The organism is Spirosoma lacussanchae (genome assembly GCF_005870035.1).
Taxonomy (GTDB): Bacteria; Bacteroidota; Bacteroidia; order Cytophagales; family Spirosomataceae; genus Spirosoma; species Spirosoma lacussanchae.
Genome location: NZ_SWJG01000011.1, coordinates 55,270 through 72,287, shown reverse-complemented (window position 1 = coordinate 72,287; position 17,018 = coordinate 55,270). Strand labels below are relative to the sequence as shown.

Annotated in this window: 14 protein-coding genes; 5 read left to right on the top strand and 9 right to left on the bottom strand. The window is 58.4% G+C overall.

Annotated features, from left to right (window positions below):
- Positions 1–153 precede the first annotated feature (153 nt).
- On the bottom strand, positions 154–1,749 hold the full coding sequence (locus FBR45_RS24235) for a M28 family peptidase (RefSeq protein ID WP_138507071.1): 1,596 nt from the start codon (positions 1,747–1,749) through the stop codon (positions 154–156).
- Between the two features lie 85 nt (positions 1,750–1,834).
- A complete protein-coding gene (locus tag FBR45_RS24230) occupies positions 1,835–2,854 on the bottom strand; it encodes a lysylphosphatidylglycerol synthase transmembrane domain-containing protein (RefSeq protein ID WP_138507070.1) in 1,020 nt (339 codons plus the stop codon).
- A gap of 130 nt (positions 2,855–2,984) precedes the next feature.
- Between FBR45_RS24230 and FBR45_RS24225 the strand changes: the two genes are divergently transcribed.
- From FBR45_RS24225 to FBR45_RS24210, 4 genes are read left to right on the top strand one after another with little or no spacing between them, the layout of a single operon-like run.
- Positions 2,985–5,105 (top strand): DUF7657 domain-containing protein, encoded by a 2,121-nt coding sequence (locus tag FBR45_RS24225; RefSeq protein WP_246082366.1) that lies wholly within the window; start codon positions 2,985–2,987, stop codon positions 5,103–5,105.
- Complete coding sequence (locus FBR45_RS24220; protein ID WP_138507069.1) at positions 5,098–5,850, top strand: glycosyltransferase family 2 protein; 753 nt, start codon at positions 5,098–5,100, stop codon at positions 5,848–5,850. The genes FBR45_RS24225 and FBR45_RS24220 overlap by 8 nt, the downstream gene beginning before the upstream one ends.
- Before the next feature lie 3 nt (positions 5,851–5,853).
- Complete coding sequence (locus tag FBR45_RS24215; protein ID WP_138507068.1) at positions 5,854–6,258, top strand: DUF2304 domain-containing protein; 405 nt, start codon at positions 5,854–5,856, stop codon at positions 6,256–6,258.
- A 10-nt stretch (positions 6,259–6,268) separates the two neighbouring features.
- The gene (locus FBR45_RS24210; RefSeq protein ID WP_246082365.1) at positions 6,269–7,306 is read left to right on the top strand and encodes a glycosyltransferase family 2 protein; all 1,038 of its coding nucleotides are present in this window, start codon (positions 6,269–6,271) and stop codon (positions 7,304–7,306) included.
- Positions 7,307–7,319: 13 nt separating this feature from the next.
- On the opposite strand, the gene FBR45_RS24205 is transcribed toward FBR45_RS24210, so the two are convergent.
- The 7 genes from FBR45_RS24205 to rfbF are packed head-to-tail and all read right to left on the bottom strand — an operon-like array spanning position 7,320 to position 13,835.
- Positions 7,320–8,558, bottom strand: coding sequence for a glycosyltransferase family 2 protein (locus tag FBR45_RS24205; RefSeq protein ID WP_138507066.1), 1,239 nt, complete (start codon positions 8,556–8,558; stop codon positions 7,320–7,322).
- 30 nt (positions 8,559–8,588) lie between these two features.
- Complete coding sequence (locus tag FBR45_RS24200) at positions 8,589–9,326, bottom strand: cephalosporin hydroxylase family protein (protein ID WP_212748651.1); 738 nt, start codon at positions 9,324–9,326, stop codon at positions 8,589–8,591.
- A gap of 5 nt (positions 9,327–9,331) precedes the next feature.
- The gene (locus FBR45_RS24195) at positions 9,332–10,189 is read right to left on the bottom strand and encodes an NAD-dependent epimerase/dehydratase family protein (RefSeq protein WP_138507064.1); all 858 of its coding nucleotides are present in this window, start codon (positions 10,187–10,189) and stop codon (positions 9,332–9,334) included.
- The gene (locus tag FBR45_RS24190) at positions 10,186–11,412 is read right to left on the bottom strand and encodes a class I SAM-dependent methyltransferase (protein ID WP_171044957.1); all 1,227 of its coding nucleotides are present in this window, start codon (positions 11,410–11,412) and stop codon (positions 10,186–10,188) included. Before FBR45_RS24190 ends, FBR45_RS24195 begins: the two co-directional genes overlap by 4 nt.
- Before the next feature lie 5 nt (positions 11,413–11,417).
- Complete coding sequence (gene rfbC, locus FBR45_RS24185; protein WP_138507062.1) at positions 11,418–11,969, bottom strand: dTDP-4-dehydrorhamnose 3,5-epimerase; 552 nt, start codon at positions 11,967–11,969, stop codon at positions 11,418–11,420.
- Entirely contained in the window at positions 11,966–13,063 is a 1,098-nt protein-coding gene (gene rfbG / locus FBR45_RS24180; RefSeq protein ID WP_138507061.1) for a CDP-glucose 4,6-dehydratase, read from the bottom strand. The genes rfbC and rfbG overlap by 4 nt, the downstream gene beginning before the upstream one ends.
- Position 13,064: 1 nt before the next feature.
- On the bottom strand, positions 13,065–13,835 hold the full coding sequence (gene rfbF / locus FBR45_RS24175) for a glucose-1-phosphate cytidylyltransferase (protein ID WP_138507060.1): 771 nt from the start codon (positions 13,833–13,835) through the stop codon (positions 13,065–13,067).
- A gap of 226 nt (positions 13,836–14,061) precedes the next feature.
- Here rfbF and gcvP point away from each other — a divergent pair, with 226 nt between their 5' ends.
- Positions 14,062–16,992 (top strand): aminomethyl-transferring glycine dehydrogenase, encoded by a 2,931-nt coding sequence (gene gcvP, locus FBR45_RS24170; RefSeq protein WP_138507059.1) that lies wholly within the window; start codon positions 14,062–14,064, stop codon positions 16,990–16,992.
- Positions 16,993–17,018: the final 26 nt, after the last annotated feature.

The window sequence follows — 17,018 nt, the reverse complement described above, 5'->3', positions numbered from 1 at the left end:
TTAATAGTTGCCGCGAATGTACATGATCGACCTATCATAACTCTAATCATTCTATTGAATTAGAGTTATTTAACAATTAACCTGCTATAGCCTGGGTGCAGCGGGGCGCATAAAAACCGGGACCATATCAGATAGGTGGCCCCGGTTTAAATTTTACTGTTTGTTGCTGTCGACAACCAGGCGCTGGTCGCGGTTGGCGATGTCCCAGGCGGTGTAGAAAACGAGCCGGGCCGACTTTTCGGCGAGTTTGAAGTCAATCTTCTCAACGTCGTCCGTGGGGCGGTGGTAGTCGGCGTGGAGGCCGTTGAAGTAGAAGATGATGGGTATTTTGTGCTTGGCGAAGTTGTAGTGATCCGAGCGGTAGTAGATGCGCTGTGAGTCTTTCGGATCGTTGTATTTATAATCCAGCTCCATACCGATGTACTTCTTATTCGTCTCCTCGCTGATTTTATGCAGGTCTGACGAGAGTTTGTCGGAGCCGATTACGTAGATGTAGTTGTCCGACTTGCCCTGGTGCAGATCATCGACCCGGCCCACCATATCGATGTTCAGATCAGTAACCGTTTTTTCCAGCGGAATAACGGGGCTCATGTCGGCATAGTATTCGGAGCCGAGCAGCCCTTTTTCTTCACCCGATACGGTCAGGAACAGGATAGACCGGCGGGGGCCTTTACCAGCGGCTTTGGCTTTGGCAAAGGCCTGCGCAATCTCCAGCACCGATACCGTTCCTGAGCCGTCGTCGTTAGCGCCGTTGTTGATCTGCCCGTCGGCGCTGATGCCAATGTGGTCGTAGTGCGACGAGATAATCAGCACTTCGTCTTTTTTGTCGGTGCCTTCAATAAAGCCCAGCACGTTCGAGGCCTGCGTTTTTTCGTCGATCCGGTCGGCTTTAACCGCTACCGTACCCGCCAGCGACGAGGCTACGGGCTTCTGGGCCTGGGCTACCTGCGCCAGAGTCTGGGTCAGCGTAGCCGCTGACGTGTTGAGCAGCGCAGCCGCCATATCGGACGAGATCAGGAATACGCCGACCGAGCCTACGTTTTCGGCGCCCGGTTTGAGGCTGAGCCGGTTGAAACGGTTCTGCATGACGCTACGCTGGGCCAGCAGCTGTTTGAACGCATCGGCCGATTCGGCCGCGACGATAAACAGTTGAGCCGCTCCTTTTTCTTTAGCCAGCAGACTCTTGGCCCGCCAGCCGTTGGTGCCACCCCATTTGGAGGCATCGGTGGTGCCGCTGATCAGGCGTTTGCCGTCGCTGGCTTTGGGCTCGTCGTCAAAAATGACAACGGCTTTGCCTTTTACGTCTTTGTCGGCGTAGTCGTCGTAATTGGTGTCGCTGATGCCGTAGCCCGCAAATACGGTTTCGTAGCTGGTTTCGGTCGGGAGGTACAGCAGTCCGTTGGGCATGAAGTCTTTCAGGGACTCGAACCGTTTGCCACCGGCATTGACGTATAGATCGCCCCAGGATTTTTTGTAGAGCGTGTACGGCTGCTGATAGTCTAGTTTGCCGGTTTCGGTTTTGACTAGGGGTTTCAGCCCCAGGGAAGCAAACTGGCTGGCAATGTACTCGGCGGCTTTGCGCTGACCACGGGTACCGGTTTCGCGGCCTTCCATATCGTCGGCCGCCAGGATGCGGAGGTGTTTTTCGAGGTCAGCGGCCGTGATGGTCGTGGCGAATTTCTCCTGCGCCATACTCGCCAGCGGCAGGCTAATCAGGCCCGCTGCCAGCATTAGTTGTTGAATGGTCATTGAACGGATTTGTTGAAAAATAGGGCTTCAATATACGACGGACTACCGACAAATAGTGGCCCCAGCCGGTAAGCCCGCTGTTTTCTTACCCATCCGGCCCATCGGTCTGCGGGCGAGCCTGGACCAGTACGGGCACGATCAGGAAGCTGATGCTGCTGAGCAGGAGGGAGTACCCGGTCTGAACGGCATGGATAAACGTAGCGACGATAACGCCCTCAGGCTCGTTCAGGCCATAGAGCATCAGCACCCGGCTAACCAGAAAATGATAGGTGCCCAGGCCGCCCTGCGTCGGTACGGCCAGGCCTCCGAGCGAGCTAACTGTCAGGATCGTCAGGGCTGCGGTGGGCGGCAGGGCGCTGGTTCGGTCAGCGGCCAGGAAGAGTACGTAGGTAACCGACCCGATCAGGACGTAGCTAAGAACCGTCAGGCCGATAAACAAACCCGGCTGCCGGAGCCGGCCAATGCCCAGAAACCCCTGTCCCACGGAGCGGCCAACGCCCAGCAGCCGGGCCGTCAGCCGATGCTGCCGTATGGCCGGTGATCGGACCAGCCAGTACACCAGACCGGCTGCAACCAGCCCCGTCAGTACGCCTAGCGCCACCCACAGGCCCGTGCCGGTCTGGTTCGAAAAGCGGGCCAGCGACGGCCCCAGCAGGTCGAGCAGGTACTGACCGGCCCGGTTGAACTCGAGGAGTAGCGTAAGCCCGATGAGTACGCCCAGCATCAGGATATCGATAACGCGTTCGGCCACTACCGATCCGATTCCTTGCGCCAGCGGCACGCCGTCGGTGCGCTGAAGGGTGCCGCAGCGGGTCAGCTCACCCGCGCCGGGAATGATCATACTCGCCATGGCCCCCGCCAGCAGCGCCACCGCTGTCCGGAACAAGGTGGGTTGGTAGCCCAGTGCCTGGAGTGTCAGCTGCCAGCGGGCTGCCCGCAGCAGGTGAAACCCCACAACCAGCGCGCCCGCCAGGGCCAGCCAGCGACTGTCGGCCTGCCGGAACTGAGTGGCCAGATCGGTAAGCGGAATGCCGTTCAGCACGTACCACAGCAGTCCGATGGCCAATCCAATCGGGATGATCTGCCGGATAATTGCCTTCTTCATGCGGGCAAATTAGGTAAATTTGTAAACAGACAACCCGTAGCTGGTAGAACTGGCACGGTATTAGTAGTTTTGATTTTTGCGTAACTACGGTTACCGCTCAATCCATACAATAATCCTTCCGTAGCCTCTCATGTCGAAAAAAAGGAAAGGGTCGTCCGGTGGACCGGCAACGCCTTCGCCCAGCCGACCTGCCCAGCCACCATTACCCGTACAACCAGCCGGGCTTCGTTCAGAACCCAATGGGCCAGCCAATGAGCCTGCCGCTGCTCAGGCCCGGCCTGCGGCCCTGTCTGACGGCAGCGCCCCGTTTGAGCTGATCCGCTTCGACAAGCGGCTCAAATGGTATCTGGGCGTTTGCGCAGCCCTGTTCGTGCTGCTGACCCTGGCTAAAATACACCCGGTTTCGGTAGCTATGTGGAACCAGCTGATTCCGGACGGCAGCTCGCCCAAACGGGGGTTGATTTCGGGCGAGCCCCGGCAGATCCGGATGGACGATTACGCCGTCAGCACGCCCTGGCTGCTGTCGCAGGTGAACAACGGCCTGCCCGACCAGAACGAGACGATTGGCGGGGAGAAAGCGCCCGTACTGGTAGCGCCGGCCAAACACTTCAGCCAGCTGTTCAAGCCGCAGAACTGGGGTTTCTTCCTGCTCGATGCGGAGCGGGGCTATGCCTGGACCTATAGTTTCTTTATTGTCTTTGCGTTGCTCGGGGCCTCGTTCATGTTCCTGCTGCTGACGCGTAATAACTTCTGGCTGTCGGTATTCGGCGGTGTCTGGCTGCTGCTCTCGTCCGGCACGCAGTCGTGGGTCTACGGTCCTGCGGTCATGATTGGGGCGGTGGGGTTCATCTTCGTAGCGGCTATGTACCTGCTGTACAGCACCCGCTGGCAGTCGATTCTGATCAGTGCGGTAGCGCTGGCCTGGCTGATGATGGTGTACGCGCTGATTCTGTATCCGCCCTATCAGGTGCCGCTGAGCTACGTGCTGCTGGCTATCCTGGTCGGGTATGTGCTCAATAACTTCGATGCCAGGCGTATGCTGACGGCCTGGCCCGTAAAAGCCGGTTCGGCCGCAATGACCCTGGTGTTACTGGGCGCTGCGTTTCTGACCTTCTATCAGGACATCAAGCCCACCCTCGACGCCATCATGGGAACGGTATATCCCGGTAAACGGAGCGAGTTGGGCGGCACGGGTTTCATCGGCAACTGGTTCTCGGAGTACTTCTCTTGGCAGATGAACGACCGGCAGTTCCCGGCCAAATGGCTCAACAGCTGCGAGCTAGCCCACTATCTGACGTTTGCGCCGATTATTATTCCGGCTATGGCCGTCTCGTTCTGGCAAACCCGCCGGATCGACTGGGTGCTGGTGCTGCTGAGCGTGGTGGTGCTGATCGGGTATGTCTGGATCGAAATTGGATTCCCGGAGTGGCTGGCCAAACTGTCGCTCTGGAGCATGAGCCCCACTCGCCGTACGCAGGTTCCTTTTGGTATTGCCAACGTCATGCTGACGGTCGTGTACCTGTATTTTCTGTCGAGGGTCGACCGCCGGGAGAAGGCGCTCTATACGGCCATTGGGTTTGTGGCCGTTGTCGGGTTCATGGTCTACGCTACCCAACTCAACATCACCGACTCGGATGGGTTCTTCAAGTGGCGGCAGGTGTTTGTACCGATGCTGTTTTTCATCGGCATGGGCGTGCTGCTGCTGCCCACGTGGAAACCGGCCTATCGAACCGCCATTTTCTGCATTGGCATTTTATTGTTTCTGCTGCCCAACCTGCGCATGAACCCCGTTGCCAAAGGACTGTCGCCCATTACAGACCATGCGCTGTACCGGGCGGTAAAAGACATTCAGCAGCGCGACCCCGCGGCCCGCTGGGTGGTTAACGGCAGCCAGTACATCTCGTATCTGGTAACCGCCACGGGGGTTAAGCTACTCAGTGGGGTCAAATACATACCGGCCCGGAACATTACGCAGGTGCTCGACCCGCAGATGAAGCGCGACTCGGCTTACAACCGCTACGCCCATACGGTATACAACTCGTATATCGACCCGCAGAAGCCCGACTCGGTTATCATGATCAACAATTTCGAAGACGGCTATCTGGTGGCGATGGACCCCTGTTCCCCGCGGTTCAAAAAACTGGGCGTGAAATACGTTATCTTCGACAAGCAGCCGCAGCCGGTCGAAATTCGCTGTATGAAGGAAATTTCGGCCCTGGGTGGTATTCATATTTACCAGATCAATGACTAACGCATCGACCGCTTCGCCCCGAATTCTGGTTGTCGTGCCGTGTTTCAACGAAGAAGCGGCCGTGGCCGCCGTTGTTGCCGACATCAACCGCATGAAGGCGACGCATGGTCTGGCGCTGGATGTGCTGGCCATCAACGACTGCTCGACCGATAACACACTGGCCGTACTCAAAACCCTCGACTGCCTGTATCTCGACTTACCCGTAAACCTGGGCATTGGCGGGGCCATGCAGACGGGCTACCGGTACGCCTGGCGTCATGGCTACGATATAGCCGTACAGATGGACGGCGACGGGCAGCACCCGGCGCAGGAGCTGATGACCATTCTTCAACCGCTGATCGAGCAGCGGGCCGATGTGGTGATCGGGTCGCGGTTTCTGACCGGAGAAGGGTTTCAGTCATCGGCGATGCGTCGGCTGGGTATTCGGTATTTCCGATGGCTGAACCAGCGGCTCATTAAACAAACCATTCACGACAGTACATCGGGCTTTCGGGCGTTTAACCGACGAACGCTGGCGGTTGTGAACCGCTATTATCCGGATGAGTACCCCGAGCCCGAAGCCATCGTTCAGTTCGGGCTGTCGGATCTGAAGATGCTGGAGGTTCCCGTTCAGATGCGGGAGCGGCAGGGCGGGGTGTCGTCGATCAGCAACACCCACGCTATCTATTACATGCTTAAAGTTACGCTGGGTATTCTGTTCGTATACGTCCGGCTTCATCGGAAGAGAAGCCTAAACCTGACCTGATGTATGGAATCACTGTCGGTTACTATTCAGCTGATCAGCCTGCTGGGCGCCACGCTGTTTATGATCATGATCTTCCGGCTCATTGTTCGGGGCCGGCTGCGGGAGGAGTACTCAATCGTATGGATTTTCTGTACGTTCATCCTGATCTTTTTCGCGATCTGGCGCAAAGGGCTGGAGAAGATATCGCTGTTGCTGGGCGTATACTACCCGCCCTCGCTGATTTTTCTGGCGGCCATTTTTGCCATTATTGTCTTCCTGGTGCACCTGTCGGTCGTCAACTCCCGCCTGCAGAACCAGATCAAAGACCTGTCGCAGGAAATGGCTTATCTGAAGCAGGAAGTTAGCCACCTGCGCGACCAGGCCACCCGCGCCGATGCGGTCCCCACTGAACCCGTTACCGCTCTCTAACCCCGCAGCTGTGGCGATTCAAACCAAGCCGGAGCTGAGCATCATCCTGGTGTCTTACGACAGCCTGGCCGACCTCAAACGCTGTTTACCGACTCTGCTACCCCAGGCAGAAACGGTATCGATGGAGCTGATCGTGGTCGATAATCACGGGCGCGACGGGGTGGCCGACTGGATCACAGCCGAATACCCATCGGTACGGCTGCTGTCCAACCCGACCAATTCGGGCTACGCGGGGGGCAATAACCTGGGACTGAGCCAGGCCAGCGGCCAGCGGGTACTTTTTTTGAACCCCGATACGGAACTGGCGCCCGACTGTCTGGACCGACTGATGACTACCGCCCGTCGGCACCCCACTGCCCTCATTACGCCCAAGCTGCTGAAGCCCGACGGGCGCATCAACGCCTGCGGCAACGAGATGAACTATACGGGCCTGACTACCTGCCGGGGTCTCGACCAGCCGGCTGCGACCTTTACCGCTCTTGAGCCGGTCCCGTTGCTCTCGGGTGCGGCTTTGCTGGCCCCTCGGGCGGTATTGCAACTCATCGGTGCTTTCAACGAAACCTACTTCATGTATTTCGAAGATACCGAGCTGTCGATGCGGGCGCGGCTGGCGGGGTTCGAGCTGCTGTGCGAACCGGCGGCTGTGATAACCCATTATTATACCCTGGGTATGTCGGCCAGTAAGTTCTACTACCTCGAGCGTAACCGCTTGCTGACGCTGCTGCATATCTTGTCCAGGAAAAGCTGTCGGCAGCTGGTGCCGGCTCTGGCCGTAACGGAGCTGCTGATGTGGCTCTACGCGCTGAAAGGGTGGGGCTATCTGCGGGCGCGGTTCCGGACCTACGGCTATCTGCTGCGGCATCGGGAGGCCATCCGGGCCCACCACCGGGCCATCCAGACCACCCGGCGTATTACCGACGCGCAACTGATGAAAGGCAGCCTGACCGACCTGCCGTTCGGTCAGCTAATGGGCGGGTCGATCGGCAGGTTCTGTACCGCCATAGCCCGTCCGGTCTACGCGCTGCTGCGCCCCCGCTCGTTCTCCTGAAACCGGCGACCGGTTATTTGTCGACCTTGTAACGGTTCAGTACCTCTCCAAAGACCATCTGGAACATATTGCGCCAGGTAGATCCTTTCAGCAGAAACTGGCGGGGATTCTCGCGGATTTTCTGGTAGAGCAAACTGGCTTCGTAGACGTTGGTGGCGCCGTGGGTCGCTGCGTTGAAGAATAGAAACGGGTGGGCGTAGCGCTGTAGGTCGTACCAGACGATGTTGATCGTACGGGTATGCGCTTCGTCGATCATTCTGTTTACGGCTTCGGTACTGATGCCCCGTTTGCTGGCAAAATGTCGGGTAGCCGCAATGATGCCGTCATACTGGTTGTTCAGCCGGGTGTTCGCTTCCTTGAGCGCCGTTTCAATGAACGGGAGCGGGTCAAAGGTCCGCCATTCGTCGGGGTTGAGACCCGCATCGAACGATTGCAGAAAGTTTTCGGCGATCATATAGCTGTACGAAGCCGAATAAATCAGGTCGCGGTGAAACGGAATGCTGGCTTCGCTCGCAAACAGGTCGGCGGCTTTCTGATCGGTACCGTAGTTGAACTGCGACGAGCCCGTACTGTGCGATGAGATGCCGTTGAGCCGCAACCGCCGTTTGGCGTAGACGTAGTCACCGATGGCATTGGCCAGCGCCACGGCCGAGTACGAGTCGGGAATTTGCGACCGGAAAAACGGCGTCGATACGCGCTTGACCTGGTTGATCACCGCCATATCGATAAAGGACGTGTATACGCACGGAATGGGCGAGTGTTCCTGCTCGCAGCGCATCAGCTTCTGCAGTTCCGTTTTTCCGTTGCGGATCTCGTACCCGTTCTGAAAGCTGACCTTCATCATATTGGCCTGCTGTTTTTTGAAGTACGACGGCCAGAGATACATGTCCGTATTCGGGTTCATGTTGATGGCCGACAGCCCCGTTTCGTTCAGCAGAGCGCTGGAGTCGGCTACCGCGTTGGGCAGCAGCCCGTCGTCATCGCCGAGATAGGTCACGAATCCATCCTGGACGTGTTCCAGCGCAAATTCCCAGTTGTGCGACATGCTCAGCCGGGTGCCCGTGTTGAGGTACCGAACCCGCGGATCGCCGGCCGACTCGACGACCTCACGGGTGTTGTCGCGGCTGCAGTTGTCCGAAACAAGAATGGTCAGGTTGTCGTAATCCTGGGTGGTGCAGGTCCGTAGCGCGTGTTGCAGCGTATCGGCCCGCTCGCGGGTAGGGATGACAATCGTAAATTTCTTATGATTCATGAGAGGTCTGTTGGCCGGTCGGGGGGGCGATCAGCTGACGCGTTTCAGATACCCTTCAGGCGCCACGGAGATCAGCAGTTTGTTGTCGATGGCGCGGTCGATCTCGAAATTGTGGTTCGTTTTCAGGAATTCCCAGACAGCGGTTTTGGGGTTATTGCCTTTATCCCACGGCCGGTCGTACATCTGCGCGGGCATGTCTTCCACAATGGTATCGAACACGACGCAGTACGAGCCAACCGTCACGAAGGGCGAATACAGCTCCAGCTCACGCAGTACGTGCTCGTGGGTATGGTTAGAGTCCAGCGAAACCATGATGGTTTGTTTGCCTTCGACCAGCCTGGCCACCTCGGCCACCAGCGCTTCGTCTACGGCCGAGCCTTCGAGCATCGTAATCCGTTTGAACATCGGATGGGCCTCAATTTCGCGCCGGTTGTGGGCGCGGATGTCGATGTCGATGCCGATGACTTCACCTTTGCCAATCAGCTCGAACAGCGATGCGTAATAAATCAGTGACCCGCCGTGGGCAATACCGGTCTCGATCAGCACATCGGGCTGAATCCGCCAGATCAGTTCCTGCATGGCAATCATATCCTGCGGGTACTGAATGATGGGGCGGCCCATCCAGGAAAAATTATACGAATATTTCTCCCGGTTCGAGGCTACGTTGAAGGCCTGGGCCGCGGCTACGAGGTCCGTTTTTTCGGGATACGACGCCACACGGTCGGCGCATTCGTGCTGAAATTCGGTAATGGGGTCAGGGACAGTCATAGAAGTCATAGGGTTAACAGTTTCTGATTAGTACCCCAGAAAGCCATCGGCTCATAGTCGGGATATGGGTAATGTCCTAAATTGAGGGTGAGCATATAGCCACGCTCCTGCATAAACCGTTCCACAAATGTCCGAACGGCTACGGGCTGGCCGCTGCAGCAGTTGATCGGGCCGGTAACCCGGGTTTGCAGGGCCGCTTTGACAATATAGCGAGCCACGTCCGTCACCGGCAGATAGTCGCGAAGCTGTTCACCCCCCGACATGTTGAAGACCGAATCGCCCCGCAGCGCGGCCGTTTCGAGCTGGCTCAGCAGCGAGCGGGGGTTCTGACCGGCTCCGTACATGTAAAATAACCGCAGCCACTTGAACGACACCGCCCGGCCCGTCAGAAACTGATCAAGGGCTTTGCGGAGGGTATCTTTGCCTAATCCGTAGGCGGTTGTCGGCTGGGTGGGCAGGTCTTCGGCGAGGCTGCCGCTTTGCAGGCCGTACTCCAGGCAGGTGCCCGTAACGGTCAGGTTGGTCAGGCCGTGGCTGATCAGGTTGGTCAGGAAGCGGTACTGCTGCAACCAGTAGGTGTCCACATGCCGGGGCGATCGGTAGTCCGGCAGGCCCGGCCAGGCCAGGTGAATAACGGCATCGGGGCGGCCTAGTCTGTCGAACAAGTCGGTATCCGACGGGTCGGTTGCCATGTCGAATGGAATGTACGGAACCGACCTGAGCCAGGGACTTTGGGTCAGATCGGGCTCGGCCCGGGCCGTAGCCACGACCCGGATGCCGTCGATCGTCAGCAGGTGGTCAAGGACATGCCGGCCAACAAAGCCGGTAGCGCCCGTTACCAAAACTGTTTTTACGTTGTTCACCGGATGCTCAGCTCAGGAATTGGAATAACAAACTGCCCGCCCCAATCGCGAATGTAAGCCAGCTGGCGCGTAATCTCGTCGGTCAGGTTCCAGGGCAGAATCAGCACGTAGTCGGGCTTCTCTGCCCGTAGAACGTCTTCCTGCACAACCGGAATATGACTGGCGGGCAGGAATTTGTTTTGTTTGGCCGGGTTGGCATCGACCACAAAGTCAATCAGATCCTGTTTGACCCCGCAGAAATTTAGCAGGGTGTTGCCTTTGGCGGCCGCACCGTAGGCCGCCACCGACTTGCCGGCCCGTTTCTGATCGATCAGGAAGCTCAGCAGGTCGAGCTTAACCCGCAGCGCCCGCGGCTGAAAGTCCGAGTAATAAGCCATGCTGGTCAGGCCGGCTTCAGTTTCTTTCTGGAGCAGAGCCGCTACGCTGGGCAACACGGGCTGGGCGTGGTTCTCGGCATGTCGGGCGTAGATTCGTAGCGACCCGCCATGTGTCGGAATCTCGTCTACATCGAAGAGGGTTAGCCCCTGCGCCCCAAAAATCTGGTCTACCGTATAGAACGACAGGTAGGAGAAATGTTCGTGGTAGATGGTGTCGAACTGGTTCTGGTCGACCAGGTTCATGACGTGCGGAAACTCCATGGTGATGACTCCCTCCGGCTTCAGCACCAGTTTCATGCCTACCACGAAATCGACGATGTCGGGCACGTGGGCCAGCACGTTATTGCCGAGCAGCAGATCGGCCTGCGTACCCTGGGCTACCAGCTCACGGGCCAGTTCTGTTCCGAAAAAGCGGGTCAGCGTCGGAACGCCCTTGCCTATAGCTACGGCGGCCGTGTTGGCCGTTGGTTCGATACCCAGAACGGGCACCTGTTTGGCCACGAAATACTGGAGCAGATACCCATCGTTCGATGCGATTTCGATGACCTGCGACCTGCTGTTCAGGCCGAAGCGCTCGGTCATGGCGTCGACGTACCGGTTGGCGTGGGCAAGCCAGGAGGTCGAAAACGATGAGAAGTAGGCGTAGTCGTTATCAAAAATGGCGTCTGACTTCTTGTATTCATCGACCTGCACCAGAAAGCAACTGGGGCAGGTATAGACTTTAAGCGGATAAAATGTCTCGGGTTCGTTCAGCTGCGCTTCGGTCAGGTACGAGTTGGACGCGGGCGAGTTGACGAGGTCGATAAAGACGTGGCTGAGAGGGGTTTGGCAAAAGCGGCAATGCATAGAAATCAGACGGTTAAGCCGACGAACGAATCGTCGAGGTACGGGTGAGCAGCGTCGCGGTCCGACAGATCGGTAATGGGTAAGGGCCAGTCGATGCTGATACGCGGGTCGTTGTATCGAACGGCACCTTCGTAGTCGGGCGTATAGGGGTGGCTGTGGCAGTAGATCAGCTGGCAGTCGGTGGTCAGCGTCTGGAAGCCGTGGGCAAACCCCTGCGGTATGTACAGCATCGACGGCTGGTCGGCTTGTAGCTCCGTACCAAACCAGCGCCCAAACGTAGACGAACCGGCCCGCAGGTCAACGATGACGTCGAACACCCGGCCCGCCACGCAGCGAACCAGCTTGACTTCGGCATGGGGCGGGTGCTGGAAGTGCATCCCCCGAACCGCGCCAAGCTGATGGGTCAGCGAGTGGTTCATCTGCACCCACTGGCCAGTAAAACCAATGGAAGCAAACGTAGCCTGATCGTAGGTGCGCATGAACCAGCCCCGGCTATCCTGACGGGGCGACAGCGTAATCAGGTACGCGCCAGCCAGTGGTGTTTCGGTCAGTGTCATCGGGTCCAGATCAGTTGGGCGGCCTGCGCCTGTTGTACGTACGCCCGCAGGTCGGCTTCGGTGCGGAGCTGGTTCTGCTCGTAATAGGCCCGGTACCAGTCGATGGTTCGTCCGATTGCTGCCTGGGTTGTCCAGACGGGTTGCCAGTTTAGCAGCTGGTGAGCTTTGTCACAGTTGAGCCGCAGCAGATGCGCTTCGTGCGGATTGTTGTCCGAAGGCTGTTCGTCGATGCCAATCTGGCTCCAGCGGGTTTTGGCCTGATCGACCACGGCCCGCACCGACAGCACGTCGGCGGAATCGGGGCCAAAGTTCCAGCCGGTTGCGGCCTGCTGGTTCCCCAGCAGCAACTGCTGACCCACGAGCAGGTAGCCCGACAGCGGTTCGAGGACGTGTTGCCAGGGGCGCACAGCCTCCGGGTTCCGGATTACCACGCGCTGGCCCGATACGCTACCCCGGATCAGGTCGGGAATGAGCCGGTCAACCGCCCAGTCGCCCCCGCCGATTACGTTGCCGGCCCGCACGCTGGCTACCAGCGTCTGGTGGGAGCGGCCGTACTGCGCCGGGTTGAAAAAGGAATTCCGGTAGCTGCTGGTGACGAGCTCGGCCGCGCCTTTCGACATGCTGTAGGGGTCGTAGCCGCCCATGGCGTCGGTTTCGGTAAGCGGTCGGCCATCTTCCGGATTTTCGTAACATTTATCGCTGGTAACGACAACGACACCCCGTACCGAAGCCGTTTGCCGAACGCAGTCGAGTACATTGGCTGTGCCGATAATGTTGGTCTGAATGGTGTCGAGCGGATTCTGATACGACGGCCGTACCAGCGCCTGTGCCGCCATGTGAATAACGAGGTCGGGCTGCTGGGCGGCAAAGGCTGCCTGCAGGCTACCCAGGTCATTGATATTGCCGGTCAGGTGGGTGATCGGCAGCTGCATCAGGTGCCAGTGGCTGGGTTGGGTCGGGGCGGGCAGCGAGAAGCCGACCACCCTGGCGCCGAGCTGATGGAGCCAGTAGGCCAGCCACGAGCCTTTGAAGCCGGTATGCCCGGTCAGGAGTACGGTTTTATGGCGGTATTGATCGGCGAATAAGGTCGTCATGTTACCAGGTTTTCCACTCGGCTTTGCCGGCGTTCCAGGCGGTTTCGAGTTCAAGTTTGTCGCGGAGGGTGTCCATGGGTTTCCAGAATCCGTCGTGCCGGAATGAGACCAGCTCCCCTTCAGCCGCCAGCGTTTCGAGGGGGGCAGCTTCCCAGGGAGTGCCATCACTGTCGATGTAGTCGAAGACTGCGGGCTGGCAAACGAAGAAACCGCCGTTGATCCAGGCCCCGTCGCCCCGGGGTTTTTCGAGGAACGACCGAACGCTATTGTCGTCGGCGATGTCGAGCGCCCCGAACCGCGCCGAAGGCTGAACGGCCGTCAGGGTGCAATGTTTACCGTGTGCCTGGTGAAACTCGACCAGCGCCCGGATGTCGATGTTGCCGACGCCATCGCCGTAGGTCATCATAAACGGCTCATCACCAATATGATGGCGTACCCGTTTGATCCGGCCGCCGGTCATGCTGTCTTTGCCGGTGTCGACAAGGGTAATTTTCCAGGGTTCGGCGTAGGAATCGTGAATATTCATGTGATTCCGGCCCAGGTCGATCGTTACGTCAGACTGATGCAGGAAGTAGTTGGCGAAGTATTCTTTGATCAGATAGCCTTTGTAGCCCAGACAAACCACGAACTCATTAAAGCCGTAGCTCGAATAAATTTTCATGATGTGCCAGAGAATCGGCATACCGCCAATCTCAACCATGGGTTTGGGCTTAACAACCGTTTCTTCGCTCAGGCGGGTGCCTAGGCCTCCGGCAAGAATGACAACTTTCATGGAAACAGGGTCAGGGCGTTGGTGACAAACGCCAGGGTATGTAGGCGCTTGACAAATATCGTGCGAGACTCCCAGCAGGCCGGTGTTGGGCCAATAAATTTTTCAAACGTATACCGTATCCGGTCACATAGCCGCCCAATAGTTTACGACGGTGGCCCCGCAAATCGCACGTTTTGCCGTAAATTTGAGTTTTCAATCAAACGAAAATCACGAGGGCGACCCCGGCATGAAACTCAATCTTCTCCCAACAGACTTGTTTGAAAATCGTCACCATGGCGGTCGGCGTTCCGAACAAACCGATGCGGCACTCGCCGACATGCTTCAGACCGTGAGTAAAACCGGCCAGCCGGTCAGCTCAATCGATGAACTGATTGCACAGACCGTGCCCGATACCATCCGGCTCGCCCGCCCGCTCAACCTGCCCGCGCCCAAAACCGAGACGCAGTTTCTGATCGATTTTAAACAGCTGGCCAGTCAGAATAAGGTCTTCAAGTCCTACATCGGCACCGGCTACTACGATACCATCACGCCAACCGTCATTCTGCGTAATATTCTGGAGAATCCGGCCTGGTATACCGCCTATACGCCCTATCAGGCCGAAATAGCCCAGGGGCGTCTCGAAGCGCTGCTAAACTTCCAGACGGTGGTTTCGGACCTGACCGGCATGGATCTGGCCAACGCGTCGCTGCTCGACGAAGCCACGGCTGCGGCCGAAGCCATGGCCATGCTGTTTGCAACGCGTCCGGCAGCCCGGAAGTCGGCTCAGACGTTCTTCGTGTCGGAGTTCTGTCACCCCCAAACCATCGACGTCATCCGCACCCGTGCTACCCCCATCGGGATCAAGGTGCTGGTAGGTGACCACCGGTCGGTCGATCTGACCACCGGCGACCTGTTCGGGATGCTGTTGCAGTACCCGGCCACCAACGGCGATGTGTTCGATTATACAGACCTGATTGCCGCAGCCCACGAGCTGGGTATTACCGTAGCCGTAGCCGCCGACCTGCTGGCCCTGACCCTGCTGACCTCGCCCGGTGAGATGGGCGCTGATGTGGTGGTTGGATCGGCCCAGCGGTTTGGGGTGCCAATGGGCTACGGTGGCCCACATGCCGCTTTCTTTGCTACCCGCGATGCCTTCAAACGGCAGATACCAGGTCGGATCATCGGCGTGTCGATCGATGCGGAAGGCAAACCGGCCCTGCGCATGGCCCTGCAAACGCGGGAGCAGCACATCCGGCGCGAAAAAGCGACCTCGAACATCTGTACCGCCCAGGTACTGCTGGCCGTCATGGCGGGCAGCTATGCCGTTTACCACGGTCCAGAGGGGATTCGCGCCATTGCCGAACGTACCCACGGCCTGGCTAAACTTTTCGCTACGGCGCTGCACCGCTGCGGCCATACGGTCGTGACCGAGCATTATTTCGATACCGTAACGCTGAAGGTGCAGGATGTCGACTCGCTGAAAAAATCGGCGCGGGCGGCTCAGCTCAACCTGCGCTACTGGGCCGACGATGAACACGTGAGCGTATCGTTCGACGAGGCCAAAACGCTGCACGACGTATCGGAACTGCTGACCGTGTTCGGGGTTAAGATCGACCTGGCCGATCTGGCCGAAGAGCTGACGATTACCTGGCCCGAGCGGCTCGTTCGTCAGTCTGATTATCTGACTCACCCGGTCTTCAATACGCACCATACCGAACACGAGATGCTGCGGTACCTGCGGTCGCTCGAAGAGAAAGACCTGTCGCTGGTTCATTCGATGATTTCGCTGGGAAGCTGCACCATGAAGTTGAACGCAACGACCGAGATGATTCCGGTTACCTGGCCGGAGTTCGGGAAACTGCACCCCTTTGCGCCTAAAGACCAGACCGCGGGGTATCAGCAGCTCTTCAGCGACCTGAATGACTGGTTGTGTGAGATTACGGGTTTTGCGGCCATGTCGCTGCAACCCAACTCGGGTGCGCAGGGCGAATACGCTGGCCTGATGGTTATCCGGGCTTATCACGAAAGCCGGGGCGACCATCACCGGACTATTGCCCTGATTCCGCAATCGGCCCACGGTACCAACCCCGCCAGTGCCGTTATGGCCGGCATGAAGGTGGTTATCGTCAAGTGCGACGAGCGCGGTAACATCGATGTTGCCGACCTGAAAGCCAAAGCAGAACAGCACAGTGCTGACCTGTCGTGCCTGATGGTGACCTACCCCTCGACCCACGGCGTGTTTGAAGAAAGCATCAAAGAAATCTGCGCCGTTATTCACCAGCATGGCGGGCAGGTATACATGGACGGAGCCAACATGAACGCGCAGGTAGGCCTCACCAGCCCGGCTACCATCGGGGCCGATGTGTGTCACCTCAACCTGCACAAAACCTTCTGCATTCCTCACGGCGGTGGCGGACCCGGTATGGGGCCCATCGGTGTAGCGGAGCAGCTGGTGCCGTTCCTGCCCGGCCACGTTTCGCTGAACGCCAGCCCGGAGGCAGCGGGCGCCGTATCGGCAGCTCCGTACGGATCGGCCAGCATCCTGACCATCTCATACGCGTACATCGCCATGATGGGTGGAGAAGGGCTGACCAACGCCACCAAGCGGGCCATCCTGAACGCCAACTACATCAAAGCCCGGCTCGAAGGTCACTACGAAACGCTGTATACCAACGACAAAGGACGCGCGGCTCACGAAATGATCATCGACTGCCGGCCGTTCAAGCAGGCCGTTGGTGTCGAGGTAGAAGATATTGCCAAACGCCTGATGGACTACGGGTTCCACGCGCCGACGGTGTCCTTCCCGGTAGCGGGTACGATGATGATCGAACCGACCGAGTCGGAGTCGAAAGCCGAGCTGGACCGGTTCTGCGACGCCATGATCGCCATTCGGAACGAGATACGCGAAATCGAAGCCGGTCAGGCCGACCGTGCCAGCAACGTACTCAAATACGCTCCGCATACAGCCTCGGTTGCCCTGTCTGACAGCTGGGATCGTCCCTACAGCCGCGAGAAAGCCGTTTATCCGCTACCGCAGGTTCGCGCCCGTAAGTTCTGGCCCAGCGTAAGCCGGATCGATTCGGCCTATGGCGACCGCAATCTGGTTTGCTCCTGCGTGCCGACCGATGCCTACGCTACCGACGTGGTCGAAGACATAGCCGCCGTCGAGCAGGTTTAACCCCTGCAACGAGACCTGACTAGCCA

Coding starts and splice junctions, on each gene's coding strand:
- rfbF (WP_138507060.1), bottom strand. CDS start 13,835: ATGAAAGTTGTCATTCTTGCCGGAGGCCTAGGCACCCGCCTGAGCGAA.
- rfbC (WP_138507062.1), bottom strand. CDS start 11,969: ATGACACTGACCGAAACACCACTGGCTGGCGCGTACCTGATTACGCTG.
- FBR45_RS24190 (WP_171044957.1), bottom strand. CDS start 11,412: ATGCATTGCCGCTTTTGCCAAACCCCTCTCAGCCACGTCTTTATCGAC.
- gcvP (WP_138507059.1), top strand. CDS start 14,062: ATGAAACTCAATCTTCTCCCAACAGACTTGTTTGAAAATCGTCACCAT.
- FBR45_RS24230 (WP_138507070.1), bottom strand. CDS start 2,854: ATGAAGAAGGCAATTATCCGGCAGATCATCCCGATTGGATTGGCCATC.
- FBR45_RS24205 (WP_138507066.1), bottom strand. CDS start 8,558: ATGAATCATAAGAAATTTACGATTGTCATCCCTACCCGCGAGCGGGCC.
- FBR45_RS24235 (WP_138507071.1), bottom strand. CDS start 1,749: ATGACCATTCAACAACTAATGCTGGCAGCGGGCCTGATTAGCCTGCCG.
- FBR45_RS24215 (WP_138507068.1), top strand. CDS start 5,854: ATGGAATCACTGTCGGTTACTATTCAGCTGATCAGCCTGCTGGGCGCC.
- FBR45_RS24225 (WP_246082366.1), top strand. CDS start 2,985: ATGTCGAAAAAAAGGAAAGGGTCGTCCGGTGGACCGGCAACGCCTTCG.
- rfbG (WP_138507061.1), bottom strand. CDS start 13,063: ATGACGACCTTATTCGCCGATCAATACCGCCATAAAACCGTACTCCTG.
- FBR45_RS24200 (WP_212748651.1), bottom strand. CDS start 9,326: ATGACTGTCCCTGACCCCATTACCGAATTTCAGCACGAATGCGCCGAC.
- FBR45_RS24220 (WP_138507069.1), top strand. CDS start 5,098: ATGACTAACGCATCGACCGCTTCGCCCCGAATTCTGGTTGTCGTGCCG.